The organism is Alteromonas sp. ABM1_013, assembly GCF_056160505.1.
The window spans coordinates 271,341-288,911 of the sequence record NZ_JBSWXH010000001.1; the positions used below are offsets into that span (position 1 = coordinate 271,341).

The 17,571-nt window shown below is 44.7% G+C and carries 17 protein-coding genes; 12 read left to right on the forward strand and 5 right to left on the reverse strand.

Features of this window, described 5'->3' with window-relative positions; translation table 11 throughout:
• Window positions 1–232 precede the first annotated feature (232 nt).
• On the forward strand, window positions 233–3,007 hold the full coding sequence (gene prsT, locus ACXAGK_RS01195; RefSeq protein ID WP_474853555.1) for an XrtA/PEP-CTERM system TPR-repeat protein PrsT: 2,775 nt from the start codon (window positions 233–235) through the stop codon (window positions 3,005–3,007).
• A 180-nt stretch (window positions 3,008–3,187) separates the two neighbouring features.
• Here prsT and ACXAGK_RS01200 read toward each other — a convergent pair whose 3' ends face one another.
• Window positions 3,188–4,024: an ion transporter gene (locus tag ACXAGK_RS01200; RefSeq protein ID WP_474853557.1), complete on the reverse strand. Its 837-nt coding sequence runs from the start codon at window positions 4,022–4,024 to the stop codon at window positions 3,188–3,190.
• A gap of 188 nt (window positions 4,025–4,212) precedes the next feature.
• Here ACXAGK_RS01200 and ACXAGK_RS01205 point away from each other — a divergent pair, with 188 nt between their 5' ends.
• Window positions 4,213–4,365 carry a hypothetical protein gene (locus tag ACXAGK_RS01205; protein ID WP_474808806.1) on the forward strand — a complete coding sequence of 51 codons (153 nt, stop codon included), beginning with the start codon at window positions 4,213–4,215 and terminating at the stop codon, window positions 4,363–4,365.
• A gap of 126 nt (window positions 4,366–4,491) precedes the next feature.
• Here ACXAGK_RS01205 and tolC read toward each other — a convergent pair whose 3' ends face one another.
• Window positions 4,492–5,889, reverse strand: coding sequence for an outer membrane channel protein TolC (gene tolC / locus ACXAGK_RS01210; RefSeq protein WP_474853559.1), 1,398 nt, complete (start codon window positions 5,887–5,889; stop codon window positions 4,492–4,494).
• A gap of 296 nt (window positions 5,890–6,185) precedes the next feature.
• Here tolC and nudF point away from each other — a divergent pair, with 296 nt between their 5' ends.
• The 5 genes from nudF to parE all read left to right on the forward strand — a co-directional run bounded on the left by nudF (window position 6,186) and on the right by parE (window position 10,710).
• The gene (nudF, locus tag ACXAGK_RS01215) at window positions 6,186–6,812 is read left to right on the forward strand and encodes an ADP-ribose diphosphatase (RefSeq protein WP_474853561.1); all 627 of its coding nucleotides are present in this window, start codon (window positions 6,186–6,188) and stop codon (window positions 6,810–6,812) included.
• Window positions 6,809–7,249 (forward strand): DUF1249 domain-containing protein, encoded by a 441-nt coding sequence (locus ACXAGK_RS01220; protein WP_474853563.1) that lies wholly within the window; start codon window positions 6,809–6,811, stop codon window positions 7,247–7,249. Before nudF ends, ACXAGK_RS01220 begins: the two co-directional genes overlap by 4 nt.
• A complete protein-coding gene (locus ACXAGK_RS01225; RefSeq protein ID WP_474853565.1) occupies window positions 7,246–8,073 on the forward strand; it encodes a metallophosphoesterase in 828 nt (275 codons plus the stop codon). Before ACXAGK_RS01220 ends, ACXAGK_RS01225 begins: the two co-directional genes overlap by 4 nt.
• Window positions 8,074–8,113: 40 nt before the next feature.
• Complete coding sequence (locus ACXAGK_RS01230) at window positions 8,114–8,695, forward strand: YqiA/YcfP family alpha/beta fold hydrolase (protein ID WP_474808796.1); 582 nt, start codon at window positions 8,114–8,116, stop codon at window positions 8,693–8,695.
• A 119-nt stretch (window positions 8,696–8,814) separates the two neighbouring features.
• Entirely contained in the window at window positions 8,815–10,710 is a 1,896-nt protein-coding gene (parE, locus tag ACXAGK_RS01235; RefSeq protein ID WP_179982326.1) for a DNA topoisomerase IV subunit B, read from the forward strand.
• Window positions 10,711–10,817: 107 nt separating this feature from the next.
• Here the strand turns inward: parE and ACXAGK_RS01240 are convergent, their stop codons facing one another.
• Window positions 10,818–11,492 carry a hypothetical protein gene (locus ACXAGK_RS01240; protein WP_474853568.1) on the reverse strand — a complete coding sequence of 225 codons (675 nt, stop codon included), beginning with the start codon at window positions 11,490–11,492 and terminating at the stop codon, window positions 10,818–10,820.
• A 235-nt stretch (window positions 11,493–11,727) separates the two neighbouring features.
• Here ACXAGK_RS01240 and ACXAGK_RS01245 point away from each other — a divergent pair, with 235 nt between their 5' ends.
• Both ACXAGK_RS01245 and ACXAGK_RS01250 read left to right on the forward strand, forming a co-directional pair.
• Window positions 11,728–12,432, forward strand: a complete 705-nt coding sequence (locus ACXAGK_RS01245; protein ID WP_474853569.1) for an HAD family hydrolase — start codon at window positions 11,728–11,730, stop codon at window positions 12,430–12,432.
• Between the two features lie 189 nt (window positions 12,433–12,621).
• Window positions 12,622–13,917, forward strand: a complete 1,296-nt coding sequence (locus tag ACXAGK_RS01250) for a hypothetical protein (protein ID WP_474853571.1) — start codon at window positions 12,622–12,624, stop codon at window positions 13,915–13,917.
• 98 nt (window positions 13,918–14,015) lie between these two features.
• Here ACXAGK_RS01250 and ACXAGK_RS01255 read toward each other — a convergent pair whose 3' ends face one another.
• Window positions 14,016–14,348, reverse strand: a complete 333-nt coding sequence (locus ACXAGK_RS01255) for a hypothetical protein (protein WP_474853573.1) — start codon at window positions 14,346–14,348, stop codon at window positions 14,016–14,018.
• A 278-nt stretch (window positions 14,349–14,626) separates the two neighbouring features.
• Between ACXAGK_RS01255 and ACXAGK_RS01260 the strand changes: the two genes are divergently transcribed.
• The gene (locus ACXAGK_RS01260; RefSeq protein WP_179982331.1) at window positions 14,627–14,818 is read left to right on the forward strand and encodes a hypothetical protein; all 192 of its coding nucleotides are present in this window, start codon (window positions 14,627–14,629) and stop codon (window positions 14,816–14,818) included.
• A gap of 1 nt (window position 14,819) precedes the next feature.
• Here the strand turns inward: ACXAGK_RS01260 and epmB are convergent, their stop codons facing one another.
• The gene (epmB, locus tag ACXAGK_RS01265; RefSeq protein WP_474853575.1) at window positions 14,820–15,845 is read right to left on the reverse strand and encodes an EF-P beta-lysylation protein EpmB; all 1,026 of its coding nucleotides are present in this window, start codon (window positions 15,843–15,845) and stop codon (window positions 14,820–14,822) included.
• A 36-nt stretch (window positions 15,846–15,881) separates the two neighbouring features.
• Here epmB and efp point away from each other — a divergent pair, with 36 nt between their 5' ends.
• Together efp and epmA are read left to right on the forward strand one after the other, a co-directional pair.
• Window positions 15,882–16,451 (forward strand): elongation factor P, encoded by a 570-nt coding sequence (gene efp / locus ACXAGK_RS01270; RefSeq protein ID WP_179982333.1) that lies wholly within the window; start codon window positions 15,882–15,884, stop codon window positions 16,449–16,451.
• Window positions 16,452–16,553: 102 nt separating this feature from the next.
• A complete protein-coding gene (epmA, locus tag ACXAGK_RS01275; protein WP_474853577.1) occupies window positions 16,554–17,522 on the forward strand; it encodes an elongation factor P--(R)-beta-lysine ligase in 969 nt (322 codons plus the stop codon).
• Window positions 17,523–17,571: the final 49 nt, after the last annotated feature.

Sequence of the window (17,571 nt, forward strand, 5' to 3'; positions counted from 1 at the left end):
AGACGCTATACAGCGTTGAACTGGCCTGTCCGGCGAGTTAATGAAGCGTATTCTTAGCGTATTTCGCGATATGCTTGCCAGCAGTGTTGCAAAAAACCGTATTATATTCGAATAATGGACAGGTTGCCACGAAATTGCACAAATTCGATGAAATAATAAGCAGTTTAGTCAGTGCTTTTGACAAAGAGCAGGAATGTGACGACAAAAATCTGAGGAAGGGCAAGGAATTACAATGACAAAGCAGAGAACTGATACATTAATTAAACGCACTACGCTAGCAGTTATGTTAACCAGTGCACTTTTGTCAGGGTGTAGCGAAAAGTCGATGGAACGCCATTTGGCTGATGCACGAAACTATGCCTCTCAACAGCAGCTTGATGCCGCCATCGTTGAATACAAAAACGCTATTCAAAAGGGCCCTAATGCGGCAGAACCTCGCTTCGAGCTAGGAAAACTGTACCTACAACAAAACAATTATGCGGCCGCAGAAAAAGAACTTAACAAAGCAATGGACTTAGGCCATCCCGTTAGCCAAGTTATTCCATTGTTATCTGTGGCCTATCAACAGTCAGGAGCAGAAAACGCCCTCGCTGAAGTAGATTATCGCGCAGAAGGAATGACCGCGGTTGAATCAGCAGAAGTGGGATTTTATAAGCTTCAAGCCCTTATGCAACTTGGTAAAAATGAAGAGGCGCAAGCGCTTCTAGCCGATCTTTCTACCCTAGATACCAGTTCGGTTTACAAAGGCCTTATTGATAGTTACGCCTTTGTGCTAGAAAACGATATGGAAGGCGCATTAGCCGCAACAGAAGCCTTGCGTGAGCAAGCGCCAACCAACAAAGACGTATTGCAACAGCTTGCCAAAATTTACCTGCAAAATGGCGAACCTGAAAAAGCCGCAGAGGTATACGGCGTTTATGTTAGCCAGTTTCCAGATGACGTTACCAGTAAATTTGCGTATGCCGCGCTTCTTATTGAAATAAGAGATCTAGATAAAGCTCAACCTATTGTCGATGATTTGTTGGTGCTAAACGAAAACCATCCGCTGCTAAATACTTTCAAAGGCATTATTGAGTCGGCCAACGAAAATTACTCGAAAGCCCTTGAGCACCTAGAAATTGCCGTTCAAAACGGTAGGAGCGATCAGGTTGTGCGTTTGGTTGCGGGTTTTAGTGCGTATCAAATTCAAGACTTCGAAGCAGCCCAGCGCCACTTAACCATGGTGGCGTCTAGCTTGCCTGATAATCACCCTGGCCTTCGAATGCTGGCAGACAGTATGCTCCAACTAGGTGAAAACGATGAGGCTCTTGAAGTATTAGCAAGAGTTGAAGGTGAGCAGGGTGTTGATGCGGCGTTGTTTTCGAAAGCCAGTTACCAGTTGCTTAGAGAAGGCAACGTCGTTGGCGCTCAGCAAATGGTAGAAAAATCAGAAGGGGTCAGCACAACAGCTGAAGACTTATCTCGTTTAGGTGTGTTACAGCTTTCATTAAACGACATTGATGGATTAGTAAATCTTGAACAGGCGGTTGAGCAAGCGCCTGAGTCTGTCACTTCACAAGCAACCTTACTGCGCGCCTACATAGCGACTAACCAACTCGATAAGGCGAAAAGTGCGGCAAAAGAGTGGTATGAAGCGTCGCCACAAACAGCCGCTCCCTTAATTTATTTGGGAAACATTGCAACGGCAGAAGGCGCTTATCAAGAAGCGGCGCAGTACTTAGACAAAGCGAGCGAGCTTAGCGATGCTGGTAACGAGGTTACGTACTCAAGAGCTAAATTGCTTGTTGCCGAGGGCAAGAAAGAAAATGCAGTTGCGTTTATTCGCGCTTTTATCGACGAGAACCCTGCTGACGTCCAAGCACTGGCGCTGTGGTTTGCGTTGGCAATGGAAAGTGGTGATGCAGACGACGTGGTTAAGCATACTCAAGCACAGTTTAATGCCAATAAGGGCAATATTAACCTGCGCCTTTTACTTGCAAGAATGTATTCGCTTAATAACCAGCTAGATAAAACTGTCTCGCTGTTGACGGCTGTTGAAGGTGACGAGTCATCACCTCAGACTTTCTGGAATTTAAAAGGCCAGGCACTTATTGCCACTAATAACGTAAAAGATGCAACGACCTTCTTTGATCGCTGGTTATCATTTTACCCACAAGATAAAAATGCGGTATTGGGTAAGCTGCTTATCGTCGACTCTCAAAAGCAATTCAAGAAAGGGTTGGAGCTAACGAACAAGGTGTTGTCTAAGCGCCCAGACGCCCAATTAACGCTTTTGAAAGCGTATTTTCATAGCCGTCTTGGTCAATCAAAACCGGCATGGGAGATCATCAATAATGTCTCTGACGAGGTTAAGGCATTGCCCTTTGTAAGAGGCGTTATTGCACGTTTACATCTTATAGATAAAGCGCCAGAGCAGGCCGTTGAACACGCGAAAGCGGCTTATGATGCCACCTCAAACTCAGACAATGCTTTGCTGCTTGTTGCCGCCCTGGAGATGTCAGGTAAAAAAGAGCAAGCGTTTAGCTTTCTACAAAAGCACGTAAATGCGCACAATAACGATGTACAAAGTGCAATGCTGTTAGCTGAGCGTCAAATTGGTAATGATAGAGCCGCAGCCATTGATACCTATGAGCTTATACTTACTAAAACGCCTGATAACTTTGTGGTGCTTAACAACTTGGCGTATTTAGCGTTTGAAGATAAAGACCTTCAGCGAGCTGAAGAGCTAGCGAAAAAAGCGGTATCGCTGCAGCGTGAAAATGCTGATGCTGTAGACACATTAGCGCAGATTTATATCGCTAAAGGTGAGAAAGAAGAAGCGCTAACCCTGTATGAGCAAATATCAACAGGCCCCATTGCTAGCGATGAAGTGTATTTAAATCACGTAGCTTTGTTACTTGAACTCGATAAAAAGGCCTTAGCGAAGCGACGCCTAGCAAGTAGGGAGTTCACCTCTGAAGCTGCAAAGCAAAGAGTAGAAAGCCTAAAGCAGCAATACGGCGTGTAAGGCGTTTTAATAAAGGTTTTAGCTATTTATCTAACGCTGTTAGTTTTCTTTAGTAACAAAAACTGAAATGAAAGAGGGCCATTTATCGTGGCCTTCTCTTTATGTTTACCCGCGTTTCTGCCTGCCTGTCTGCTTGGGTAGCTTCTGATTTACTACCTGTGTCTAGACAGCCTCTGGCAGTTATTCTCTGCTATTTTTTGACGCGACCTGCGCTTTTAGCTCTCGCAACTCTTTGAGCACATCATGCAGTGTAGGTTCAATATTACCTTGTGCGATTTGCTCTTCAAGTAAGGCAGCTTCTTTTTCTGCTCTTGCCTTTTCGTTTTCTCTTTCCATCACATTGACCACAATACCAATGACCATATTGAGGAATGCGAAGGCGGTAAAGAAGATAAAGGTTAAGTAAAAAATCCAGCTGAGTGAGTACACTTCTTGAGTTTCGTACATCACATCTGTCCAATCTTCGAAGGTCATGATCCTAAAGAGTGTCAGCATAGAAATAGTGATATCGCCCCACAGCACCGGATTAATATTTTCAAATAGTGTGCTGCCTACCGCTGCGTATATATAGAAGATGATAAACATCAGCAGCATGACATAGCCTAGCTGAGGGAGAGCTTTCACTAGAGAAACAAGTAATATTCGAAGCTCTGGGATGATTGAAATCATACGAAGCACGCGGAAGACCCGCACTAAACGCGCAATCAGCGCAAGTTCAGTGTCGTCTGCCGGGATTAGACTGATAACTACAATGAGGGTATCAAACCAGTTCCAGAAACTTTTGAAAAAGTAACGCTTTTGCTTTTCCGCTAAAAAGCGAATTGTGATTTCAGTTAGAAAGAAAGCGCTGATAAACCAGTCTAAAAACAACGTAATAGATGACATGCCGGTAGGTAGTTCATAGGTCTTCGCACCGACTAATAGCGCCGATATCACGATGACGCTGATAACAAAGGCTTCAAACCATTTATTTGCTCTTATGCGCTCAAATTTATTTTGTAGTTCAGAGGCTTGCATTTTTATTTATCACTCAAGAAAAAAACAATAAACCAAGAGGCTTGTCGTAAGCTTACTTGGCGTTATACTAAAGTTGTTGTTCGCACACTTTATGCGCCAAAATGTAGGGGCAAAAAGGCAACTTTAAAGCCTTAAACCCGGCAAAAATAACATCACTAAAAATAGAGACAAATTCAAAGGGCATAATCATGGATGATGAGTTACAGCTGTTGCAAGAGAAATTACGCGTCGTTTCAATGCGTCTATCTAATTTTGTAATGACTAAGCAAAACGCTGAAGCATTATGTGATGAATATCGGCAGTTGTTGGGCGCATTAAAGAAGTTCTCTTGCGCAAAATAGCGAGTAGATATTCCTGCTAAACCTCAAATCACCAATTTTCAAATACGGGAGTAGGCACAAAAAAGGGCAGCCAGTTGCCACCCTCTTTATGTCGTACTCAAATGCTTACTTAGCGGTATAAAAAACCTATTGGTCGTTATTGCTCTCGACCGGCTTAAGACCGCGGTTGATCATAGCCACATCTTCACCTGTAAGGGTTCCCGCCGCTTGCTTAAGTGTAATCACAGACTGAATGAAGTCATAGCGAGCACCAGCAAGGTTACGACGCGCATCAAACAGGTTACGTGTGCTATCAAGTACATCAACGATAGTACGTGTACCTACATCAAATCCAGCTTCTGTTGCTTTAAGGGCGCTGTCTGCCGACACAACAGACTGCTCTAGAGCGCGAATAGTAGAGATAGACGCTTTTACGTTGTTAAACGAGCTACGAACCGACTGTACGGTCTGACGATACGTCTGCTCTGCAGCTTGGCTCGCAGCAACGTAGTTGTACTTCGCCTGCGATGTTTGCGCGCTAACACTGCCGCCTTGGTAAATAGGTACGTTCAGAGAGATACCAATTGACTGGCTATCTAGATAAGGGGTTTCATAACCAAATGGGGTCGTTGAGCCATCGTCGTTCAGAATCTCGGCGTCTACATCATCTTTTGAGCGACCATAACTGCCTGACAAAGATAACGTTGGCAAGTGACCAGAACGCGCAATGGCAATGTCTTCTTTAGCCACATCCATGGCTAAACGGTCTACCAACAATGCTAGGTTTTTGTCTTGGGCGGTTTCTAACCAGCTATCTACGGTTTCAGGTACCGGCATTGTGGCCGAGAAATTATCTTTGTTTAATCCGTAAAGGCGGTCGTGGTATTTACCCGTAATCACGCGCAGCGCTTCAAGGGCAAATTCCAGTTCGTTTTTAGCCTGAATTTCCTGAGCGACTGTGCTGTCGTAATTTGCTTGCGCTTCATGCACGTCTGTAATCGCAGTAAGACCCACTTCGAAACGTTGACGTGTTTGTTCAAGTTGACGTTCAATCGCACGTTTTTCTGAACCTACAAACTCTACGTTGTCGCGGGCGCGCAATACGTCAAAATAAGCAGTAACTGTACGTACAATTACATCCTGCATGCTTGCTGCAAGCTGCGCATCGCTTTGTTCAGCAATTTTTTCAGCGCGATCTAAGCCCAGCCAGTTAGCGTGGTCATACAACGACATCGAAAGTGTTAACCCGTAGTCAATGGTGTCTACTTCTGTATCTGTCGTGAATACCTGAAGGCCATTGTCACCGGCAGCCTGTTGAAAGCGTTCGGAATCTGACATGGTGTAGCCCACAGAGCCAGAGATTTGGGGTAGTAGGCTTGCGCGGCTAATACTAATTCCTTCAAACGCAGCATCACGTTGCGCTTTCGCTTGGTTTACCAATGGATCGTTTGCCAGTGCTTGTTGATATACCTGTAGTAGGTCATCGGCTAGTGCACCAGTTGTCATCGAAACACCGATAACCAGCGACAGAAGTGTTCGTTTCATGCTTACGTCTTCCTGTTGTGTTCAAGTTGCGTCGTCACTTTTTTGTTAAGACGACTTATTAAAACCAAGTGTATGAAAATTCAACCACAAACCGAAAGTCCAAACTCGTAACAGTATTCGATTAACTGTAACAGAATATGTGATCTACCCACGCAATTTTTATAGTAATAGACGACTTGTAATATGAGTTTTCTGTTATTCGTACACACTCAACATCGCATTTTTCATGCGTATACATGGTTGGTGTGTAAATGTACTATGTATGATAAATCTATTTGAACCATAAGTGTCAGCAAATGAGCAAGGAAATCCTTTCATTTACCTCAAATGACGTCGAAATTACCGACATTAAGCCAGTGTATCGTGGTTTCTTTACCATGAATCAGTATCAATTTAAGCACAAGTGTTTCAATGGAGAATGGAGCGACACGGTTACACGCGAAATTTTTGAACGCGGCCATGCGGTGGGCGTTTTGCCCTACGATCCTATTCTGCAAGAATTCGTGCTAATTGAGCAAGTTAGAATTGGGGCGTTAGCTACATCTTCAAGCCCTTGGTTAATAGAAATTATCGCAGGCATGATAGATAAAGGTGAGACTCCAGAGTCTGTATGCCATAGAGAGTCCATGGAAGAGGCGGGAATAGAGTTACAAAACTTGACCAAGGCCTTAAGCTATTTATCGAGTCCAGGTGGTACCACGGAAAGATTACATATATTTATAGCAAAGACTGATGCTAGTAAAGCGCAAGGCATTCACGGCCTAGAAAGTGAGTCTGAGGATATCAAAGTGCATCGCGTAAAAGAGAATACCGCTCTTGAATGGTTGGAAAATGGCCATATAGACAACGCCGCAGCAGTAATTGCGCTACAATGGTTCTTTATGCATAAAACACAACTTCTGGAGCAGTGGCAGACATCGTGACACAACGCAATCAACGAAAATACATCCCTCATCTTCCGTCAATGCAGGCGCTTTGCGAACTGAACTATGCTTATGTTCTTAGAATGCTACCTGACTGCGATACGGAAGATTTGAGTTATGAATTTTCTGTTGGCGTGGGATTAGCCTATGAGATTAGGATAGTGGACTCTGCTCGCTACACCAGCACGTTGAGCATAAAACAAACCACTAAAGACATGCCCTTGTACCTAACGCCAAGTATGACGGTTCGCCTATATCATGATGCGCGCATGGCTGAAGTGATAAACAGCCAAAATACAGGGGCCCTTGAGCCTTCTTACGAATACCCTAATTTGAAGATGCGCCAGCGCAACGAAAAGCATATGGTAAATATCTTTTTAGCTGAGTGGCTAAACTTTTGCCTGCAACATTCAACAAACGTTACCTCTGAAGCGTGATATCACTAATACAGATAAGTGATTGCCACTTATTTAAGGATAAAGACAAGACTGGTTACGCGGGTATAGCGCCTTACCATGCACTAACGCGAGTGCTTATCGCTGTTCGAGAGGACCTTGCAGATATTGCTGACTTAAAAAAACAGAGCGCTAATCAAGGCAACAACGGGCAAGAACAGAAAGTGATAGTGTTGGTTACTGGTGATATCAGCGGCGATAACTCCCCCGAAAGCTATCAGCATTTTACCGCATTGATGGAGCAATACATCGAGCCAGAAAATGTAGACTGGTTTGTTCTTGCGGGGAATCACGACAATAATCCGCATTTCGAAAGCTATCTTGGTAGCCGTCACTTACAAAGCACCAACCCGATAAGCTTTTCAAACTGGCAAATACACGGTATGGATACCCGCGCTTCAGGCAATATTCACACGGCGGCGGGCGAAGTAAAAGGCGGCGATTTAATTGCGTTAAAGCAATCGCTAGATGCATCTTCGCACCTTAATCATCTTGTTGCGCTTCATCACCATATATTGCCTTCGAAAAGCTGGATGGATAAACATTTTTTGGCTAATGCACAGCACCTTGAGTTGCTTATCAATGAATATCCGCAAATAAAGGCGTTAATTCACGGTCATATTCATTCGCCATTGCGCCAATACATAGGAACGAATAGCACGCCTTCTTACGGGAGCCCTGCTACCTGCTGGCAGTGGCAAATGCGTGCTGAATTCGGTGTAAGCGAAGACTCACCTGGGTATCAGCTGATTAACTTAATGGATAATGGAACGGTAGACGTTAGGGTTACCGAGGTCTGGGTTTGAAATAGTCCAAAATACAGAGAACAACACAGTAGAGAACAGTATGCAGCACATTTTATATCTTCATGGCTTCTTGAGCTCGCCGAAGTCGATAAAGGCCCAAGCCACTAAACAATATTTTGAGCAGCATCATTCAAACGTCACCTTACATATACCTGAACTGTCTAACTTTCCTAGTAAAGTTGAAAGTCAGCTGCTTGAGCTTATTGATAGCACCCCGGCACTGCTTGAAAACGGGCTTAAACTGATTGGTAGCTCAATGGGCGGCTATCTCTCTACCTTTTTACTTGAGAAGTTCGGTGGTAAAGCCGTATTAATCAATCCAGCGGTACGCCCCTATGAACTGCTGCAAAACTTCATAGGCTCTCATGAGAACCCATACAGCAGAGAAAAATTTGAGATAGTAGAAAGCGATATGGGGGTGATAAAAGCCTTAGAGGCTGCTTCAATTAAACAGCCATCTAGTTACAAAGTGCTGCTTCAAACTGAAGATGAAACCCTAGACTATCGCTTGGCTGCAGAGAAGTACCAGAAAAGTCACTTACTTATTGAAGAGGGGGGTGATCACAGCTTTGTTGGTTACGAAAACCACTTACCTGCTATCGCAGAGTTTTTGCTAAAATAAGCGCATTGCCAGTCTTTACTAGCCCTGCTAACATCAAATATACGCCGTGCAGTGCTGTAATTACTCACAGTAGTGCGTGCTTTCTTTCCTTATCGCTGGCTTAAATAACAACCATAACTATGTCAAATCAATATAATTCAGAAGCTATAGAGGTTTTAAACGGCCTTGACCCCGTAAAACGCCGTCCAGGTATGTATACCGACACCACCCGCCCAAATCATTTAGGGCAGGAAGTTATCGATAACAGTGTGGATGAAGCGCTCGCCGGCCATGCCTCTAATATCAAAGTTATTTTGCATGAAGACCAATCGTTAGAAGTTATTGACGATGGTCGTGGTATGCCGGTGGATATACACCCTGAAGAGGGAATATCAGGCGTAGAGCTTATATTATGTAAGCTTCACGCAGGCGGTAAGTTTTCAAATAAAAACTACGCCTTCTCTGGTGGTCTTCACGGGGTGGGGATTTCGGTAGTTAATGCGCTTTCAACCCGCGTAGAAGTGACAATTCGACGAGACAGTAACGTATACCAAATCGCCTTTGAAAACGGCGACAAGGTAGAAGATTTACAGGTTATCGATACTTGCGGCAAGCGCAACACAGGTACCCGTGTTCATTTTTGGCCCGACCCGCAATATTTTGATTCTGCAAAGTTCTCGGTTAGCCGTCTTGTTCATAATTTGCGTGCCAAAGCGGTATTAAGCCCTGGCTTACGCATTCGCTTTGACAACAAAATTACCAAAGAAAGCCAAGAATGGTATTACGAAGACGGTCTGAAAGACTATCTTTACCAAGCGGTGGAAGAGTTCGAAACTTTACCGTCAGATACGCCATTTGTAGGTACGTTCAGTGGCAATACGGAAGCCGCGGATTGGGCTGTGATGTGGCTGCCCGAAGGTGGTGATTTGGTCACCGAGAGCTACGTTAACCTTATTCCTACCGCGCAAGGTGGTACACACGTTAACGGATTGCGCCAAGGCTTACTGGAGTCGATGCGGGAGTTTTGCGAATTTAGAAACTTAATGCCCCGTGGCGTTAAGCTATCGCCGGATGATATTTGGGACCGCTGCGCCTATATCCTTTCAACTAAAATGCAGGACCCTCAGTTCGCCGGTCAAACCAAAGAGCGTTTATCTTCACGTCAGGCCAGTGCATTTGTATCGGGTGTGGTGAAAGACGCATTTAGTTTATGGCTAAACCAGCACACTGAAATTGCTGAAGCGCTGGCTGAAATGTGTATTAACAATGCACAGCGTCGTCTTCGACAGGTGAAAAAAGTCGCCCGTAAAAAGGTTACCCAAGGCCCTGCACTACCGGGTAAATTAACTGACTGCTCGTCACAAGATATCTCTTACTCTGAGTTGTTTTTAGTAGAGGGAGACTCGGCAGGTGGCTCGGCTAAACAAGCGCGTGACCGAGAGTTTCAGGCGATAATGCCTCTGCGCGGTAAAATCTTAAATAGCTGGGAAGTCGACTCTTCTCAGGTGCTGGCATCACAGGAAATTCACGATATTTCTGTGGCGCTGGGTATAGATCCAGATTCAACAGACCTGTCTGGTTTACGCTACGGTAAAATTTGTATTCTTGCCGATGCTGACTCGGATGGGCTACACATTGCAACCTTGCTATGTGCACTCTTTGTACGTCATTTCAGAACCTTAGTAGAGCAAGGCCATGTGTATGTCGCTATGCCGCCGCTATTTAGAATAGATGTAGGCAAAGAAGTGTATTACGCCTTAGATGAGGGTGAAAAGCAGGGGATTCTGGATCGTATTGAAGCGGAAAAGAAACGCGGAAAAGTGAACGTACAGCGCTTCAAAGGCTTGGGTGAAATGAACCCGCTACAGCTTCGTGAAACGACCATGGACCCGAACACCCGTCGACTTGTTCAGCTGACTATTGAAGATGCTGAAGAGATGATGGAGCTAATGGATATGCTGCTTGCTAAGAAGCGTTCTGGCGATCGTAAAACGTGGCTTGAAAGCAAAGGGAATATGGCAGAAGTTGCGCTATAGCGCACAGCTCTAGCGCTTGTAATAGCTAACGCGCAGAATAAACGTCGATGCTTTAAAAGTTAGTCAAAAAGCAAAAAGTCAAAAAGTGAATAGAAAACGCCGAGAGTCTATCCTGAAACATGGAGTTCTCGGCGTTTTAGTTTGTGCATCTGCAATAAAATACTGCCACGCATTATGACACTGGTGCCGTTTAAGATGAGTAGCGGCCAGCTTTGGCTTAACGGCATTGTTAAGCCAAACATTAAGGTGCTAACGTCTTTAATCAAGATGTTTCGAAATAACGCAAAGGACAGCGAGCCTACTTTTTGTCTACGCTGCAACACAAGCCACTGATGCAGCGAACCTTGAAATAATATGACGGTGACTACCAGCATCAACGTGTTTGCGCCAAGTTGCGCAAGCGTTGGGAAGGGGCGAAAAGCGATGGAAAGGGTACCGCCAACAAGCGCAAGCAAAGCAATAGCGGCAACGTAGCCTGAAATAGTAGTGCGCCTATGTTGCCATATCTTCCAAATTATTATGAGCGTAAGAATGAGCGCGCCAAAACGCGTCCAAACCAAGTAATGGTTAAAAGGCTCTACCGAAATGCCGAATAGGAAAATAGAGAAAAACGCAAAATAGCTAGATCCAAACTGGTTTAGCGACAGGCTGTGGTTCGCATTGCTTTTCTCGCTTGTAACGGACACTTGATGGTGCGTCATAGCTTTAATTTGTGACCATAAGCCTAACCATGTCAGTAAAAAAAGCGCCGCACTAGCAAAGCCTAATATGTGGTAAAGCACGCAGTTAGCTCCACGTAAAAAATATTTAAACTGGTGAGAGGCTCTCAGTGTATCACAGGAGTGGCTGGCCTAGTCTCTGCATCATTTGTCATTGGTAATGACTACGTTGTTTCACCTTCTCGAAATGAAATAACGGACAATAGACAGAGACAGGATGATATCGGTTTTTCGGTGCTGATAGCATTCTATGTATTCTCAACATCGAAATTTAGTTTTAATAGCAAGGAGGTTTATTTTGGCATTGCATTCAGTTTCTTCATCTACACGCCAGTTAGCGGTGAGCGATAACACCACAACGCTGTTATTTGACCACGATGGTACTCTGATTGACTCAGAAACCGTACATTTTGACCTTTGGAAAGACATTTTATTGAAATATGATGTTGAGCTAAGCAAGGATTTTTATTGCGAAGTAATGGCCGGGATACCGGTAAAGCAAAATGCAGTGGACTTAGTTGAGCATTTTAAGATTGATATAGAACCGCAGTTGCTGGCTCAGCAGAAACATAAAAGCGTGAGCGACTACCTCGACAAGCAAGCTTTTCCTTTGATGCCATTTGCTAGGGAGACCATTACACAATGTGCAGACAAGGGATTTACTATTGGTATTGTGACCGGGGGAAGTAAAAAGGCAGTAGAAAAAACGTTATCTCAATATGAGTTGAGTGATTATATTTCCTGTGTGGTGGCCGTAGAGGACGTAGAAAACAGTAAGCCCTCCCCAGATTGTTATGCCCTTGCAATGGATAAGCTAGGTAAATCGCCTAGCGAGTGTGTAGCCATTGAAGACACGCAAACCGGCATGACAGCGGCACTTGAGGCAAAGTTGGCTTGTATTGTAATACCTACAGACTTATCGCAGCATCACGATTTGTCCCGTGCTACTGTGCGTTACGATAGCTTGAAAGAGTGTAGCGATAGTGAGCTCAAGACACGTTGATTAATAAAGATACGTTAATTAAAAAGGTTATATACGACCAACTTGTCATTCCACTTGTCACTGGTGGCGCAATAATAGATAACGTAGTATAACCAGCATCTTAGCGCCTATTGTGTTTCGCTTCACAACAACGCATTTAGGCGCTAATTCCTTTTTATTAGTTGTAATTACAGGTAAAGCTGATTTCTTATGATTTTGCGTAGCCTCAAATGGCTTTTAATAACTATCGCCATCATCCTTGTTCTGCTTGTAGTAGGCGTGGCTACGGTTACCGTTATGGCTGTACAAAAAGCGCCCTTGGTAGCATCGACAGCGCCCACACAACTAGATGGTGCTGACAGTGTTAACGAACTGCTCGGCCAGCTAAAACAGGCATTTTCACGCCGAGAAGAAGGTCATCAGGTAACGCTTACCGAAACGCAAGTCGAAAGCTTGGTGGGCGTGTTACAGCGGGCCTTACCTGAGTTTAAAGGCGTAGTAAACATCACCCCATTGGGGGGCACTGTAAATGTTACTTACGCCATTGATAATACGGGCTATTACATTAATGCCTCGGCATTAGTATTACCTGGAGATAGCTTGCGTATAGAGCAAGTTCAAGTAGGGGACTTAACCATTCCAGGCCGTTTTTTACTCGGCTTTTTAGAACGCACAGTGAACTCTTATACCCAATCAGAAATAGCCACTATTGCGCTGTCTCGTGTTGAGCGCGTGACCATGGGACGCGGTGAACTTACCCTAGATGTTGGGCGTTTAGATGAACTGCTAAGCGAGTTAAACGTAGTGGCGTCGAACATGTCGATAAGTGAACAGACCGAGCTTCAGCAATTATCTGCGTACTATTTACGTTATTTGTCTGGTAGAGAAATAGCCTTATCAACTAAACCGGTATCCCTTATTGAATACTTGCGCGAAGGGATGGCACGAGCGAGAGAGCAAAGCCAAACCCCTGAAGATGCAGTACTGCATAATAATGCAGTAATCCTCGCTTTAGCGGTTTACGTTGGGCATCATCGTGTTGGGACTCTGGTGGGCGACATACAGCCAGATTCCGAAAAAGCGTTAAAGCCTCGCAGAGGTGCGGTGCTGCACAAGCGCAATGACTTGGCTCGTCACTTCATTATTTCTGCTGCATTAGAGCTAATGGCCGAACAAGGTATGTCCCTAGCAATTGGCGAGTTTAAAGAGTTGATGGACCGAGGCAACGGTGGCTCGGGCTATAGCTTTGTAGATTTAGCGGCAGATATGTCGGGTACTGAGTTTGCGAAGGTTGCTACAAATCCAAACACCGCAATGGAAGTACAAAACGCCATGGCGCGCATTCAAAGTGAACTTGAAATCATCCCGCCTATTGAAGGTCTGCCTGAAGGCTTGAGTAAGCAAGCTTTCACTGAACAATATCAGCGCGTGGACAGTGAATCCTATGTAAAAGAAGTAAAGGAAATTAAGCGTAGAATCAGCTTGCTGCCGCTTTACCAAAAATAAGCGCTAAGGCGTGGAATAGTGCGAAGTAAGTGATACGCTAATCTATAAAAAAGCCCGCTGTTAAAGCGGGCTTTGTTTTACTCACTTGCAGTTCTACGCTACTTTTTAGTAAGAGACTGCTGAAACTGTGCAATGGTTACTAGAGCCAACTCTATTTTTTTAACCAATGGCGCTAGGGCTTGTTTGGCCGCATCATCATCCAGTTCCTTTAGCGATTGCCAGTCATTCGCAATCTCTTGAACATAGGGGCCAAAGCGCTTGGCTGATGTGGTAAAACCGCTATCGTCAGCGAATACGGCTGCAAACTTACCTTTTTGATCGCGCTGTAAGTTATCTAAAACCTGGTCGGCATCAACGGCTTTGCGGTGCAGCGTTTGAAGTGTTTCTTGAAGTTGTTGATGGACAGCTTGCATCTCTTGGCTCTGTTGCATAGTCACGCCTTTTATTTCTAATGTGATTAGGTGTGCTTACTACCTGCACACCTAAGTTTATATGGTTTGCGTCGCAATTATTTTTTGCCACGCCAAATGTATTACGGTAAATAATGGTTAAAGTTTCGCCTTTCAAGGCCGATAACTTAACGATGTTGTAAATTACAAAACCTACGGTTCACTAACGAACTCGCTGGTTACGTGATGCTCAACACATCGTAAGGGTGGGCAATTCTGCCCATTTTTTTACTTTGCTACAAGCAACAAAGGAAAATGGTATGGATCTACAAGGTGCTAGTGCCTCTGGAGCGTCCGGTGCGTCACTTGAGTTGGCCTCTCTTAAGTTGGCAAAAAGCCAACAAGAGCAAGAGGGTAAAGCGTCGCTTCAGCTGCTGGAATCAGCCGCTGACGTACCAAAACCGTCATCTTCAAACCCCGCGTTAGGCGCCAACATCGATACCTACGCGTAAGTTACGGATGCAAATGTAAGTCGATAGGCGTTTTGCCAGGTTGACCGCCAATTTCTCTCACCAGTTTTGGCACTAAAAAGCCTGGCAGACGCTTTATCGCTTCTTCCATAATCAGGCGACCTTCATCGTCGCTGACATAAAAATGGCTTGCACCCTGCACTTTATCTAATACGTGTAAGTAATAAGGCAGGACACCCGCTTCAAAAAGTGACTCGCTTAAGTTACTGATGGCCTCGCCAGAATCATTAATGCCTTTAAGTAATACCGACTGATTGAGCAAGGTGACGCCCTTGTCTCGCAATGTGCGCAGTCGACTTTTTAAGGGCTCAGAGACTTCATTCGCGTGGTTCGCGTGCAGCACCAGCACTTTTTGAAGAGGCAAGTCCGTAAACCATTCAATAAAGTCATGGCTGATTCTTTCTGGCAATACCACAGGCAAGCGGCTATGTATGCGCAAGCGTTTTATGTGGGGAATGGCGGCAATTTCGTTAGCTAACCACGACAAATGATCATCTTTCGCCATAAGTGGGTCGCCGCCGGAAAAAATCACCTCGTTAATCTTGCTGTTACTGCGAAGGTATTCAAGTACATCAAGCCACTGATGTTTACTGACCGAATTGTCGGCATACGGGAAGTGGCGACGAAAACAGTAACGGCAGTTTACTGCACAGCCAGTGCGTACCATCAATAGCACACGAGAATCGTATTTATGCAAAATACCCTTGCCTGCTGTCTCATGCTCATCTAACGGATCTTCGCTATAGCCCGGCGAGGTGAGAAATTCGTCGCTAAGCGGCATAACCTGTAAAAACAGGGGGTCGTTAGGGTTTCCCTTTTCCATAAGGCTAACGAAATGCCGTGGAACACGCATAGGAAACAGACGGCGCGCTTTAATGTGTTGAGCGTATTTTTCTTCGTCTAAACCTAAGTGCTGTAACAGTTTTGCAGGATCGGTGTAGCTACTTGCTAATTCTTTTTGCCAGTTATGCTCTACAGAAATCGGTTTTTTAGGTATTATTTGTTCCACGAAACTTTTTGTACCTTATGTTTAGACAGAGGAATTATGGCTAATTACAGCACTAACGAGTTCAAAGGCGGCCTGAAAATCATGCTGGACGGCGAACCTTGCAACATTCTAGAAAACGAATACGTAAAGCCGGGTAAGGGCCAAGCGTTTAACCGCGTAAAAATCCGCAAGCTTATTTCAGGTAAAGTTTTAGAAAAAACTTTCCGCTCAGGTGAATCAGTAGAAGGCGCTGATGTAATGGATACAGAGCTTGCCTACTTGTACACCGACGGCGAATTCTACCACTTTATGAACAACGATACATTCGAACAAATCGCTGCAGACGAAAAAGCGGTGGGCGAGAACCAAAAGTGGTTGGTAGAAAACGACGTTTGTACTATTACACTGTGGAATGGTTCTCCTATTACGGTAACGCCACCTAACTTTGTTGAGCTAGAAATCACTGAAACGGACCCAGGTCTTAAAGGTGATACAGCAGGTACGGGCGGTAAACCAGCGACACTTAGCACGGGTGCAGTTGTTCGCGTTCCTCTATTCGTACAAACAGGTGAAGTTATCCGCGTTGATACGCGCTCTGGCGAATACGTGTCTCGTGCACAAAAATAATAGCGAAAACTAAAGCGCTTTACGCGCATATTGTTTACGTATAAAAGCCGGTGCCTTGTGTACCGGTTTTTTGTTTAAGCTTTACTATTTAGGTTTTAATACATGCAACCTTGGCAGCCGACTACCACACATGATGCGCGTGTAGCGCGTGCAGAATTACTCAGAACCATCCGAGAGTTTTTTTACGCAAGAAACGTGTTAGAGGTAGACACGCCTTTACTTTCAAATGGCACAGTTACTGACGAACACCTAGATGCGTTTGATACACAGTTTAATTTTGCCTCATCTGGTAAGCCAAGTAAGTTGTATCTTCAGACCTCGCCAGAATATGCCATGAAGCGTTTACTGTGCGCTGATAGCGGCAGTATTTATCAAGTGTGTAAAGCGTTTCGCCACGAAGGGGAAGGGCGCTGGCACAACCCAGAATTTACCATGCTAGAGTGGTATCGCTTAGGCTATGATCACTTCGCTTTAATGGACGAGGTTGACGCCTTATTGCAAGAAACCTTAAACACCGCCTCAGCCGATAAAATGACTTATCAGCAAGCCTTTCAGCACTATCTAAATATTGACCCACTAAGCGCTGATGATGAAATTTTGCTAAGCGCAATGGCGCAGCACCATATAGATATTCATGCGCCACAAAGCCTTAGCTATGACAGCAAGTTACAACTGTTATTTAGCTATGTTATCGAACCTGAAATCGGTATTGAACGGCCTTGTTTTGTCTACAACTTTCCGGCCTCTCAGGCTGCGCTTGCACAGTTAAGTTCTGCTGATGAGCGGGTTGCTGAACGCTTTGAGGTGTATTACCAAGGTGCTGAACTGGCCAACGGTTTTCATGAGCTAAGTGCGGCGAAAGAGCAAAGGCTTCGCTTTGAGACGGACAACGAAAAGCGCAAAGAAAACGGGTTACCTACAAAGCCCATTGATGAGAATTTTTTAAGTGCCCTTGATGCTGGGTTGCCCGCATGTGCAGGCGTAGCCTTAGGTGTCGACAGGTTACTGATGTTGAAAACAGGCGCGTCACATATTAAAGAAGTCATTAACTTTAATGTAAGTAGAGCTTAAGCACTTTTTGCGTATGTTGGGGCGAAAAAAGTTAACTAAGCACCTAAAT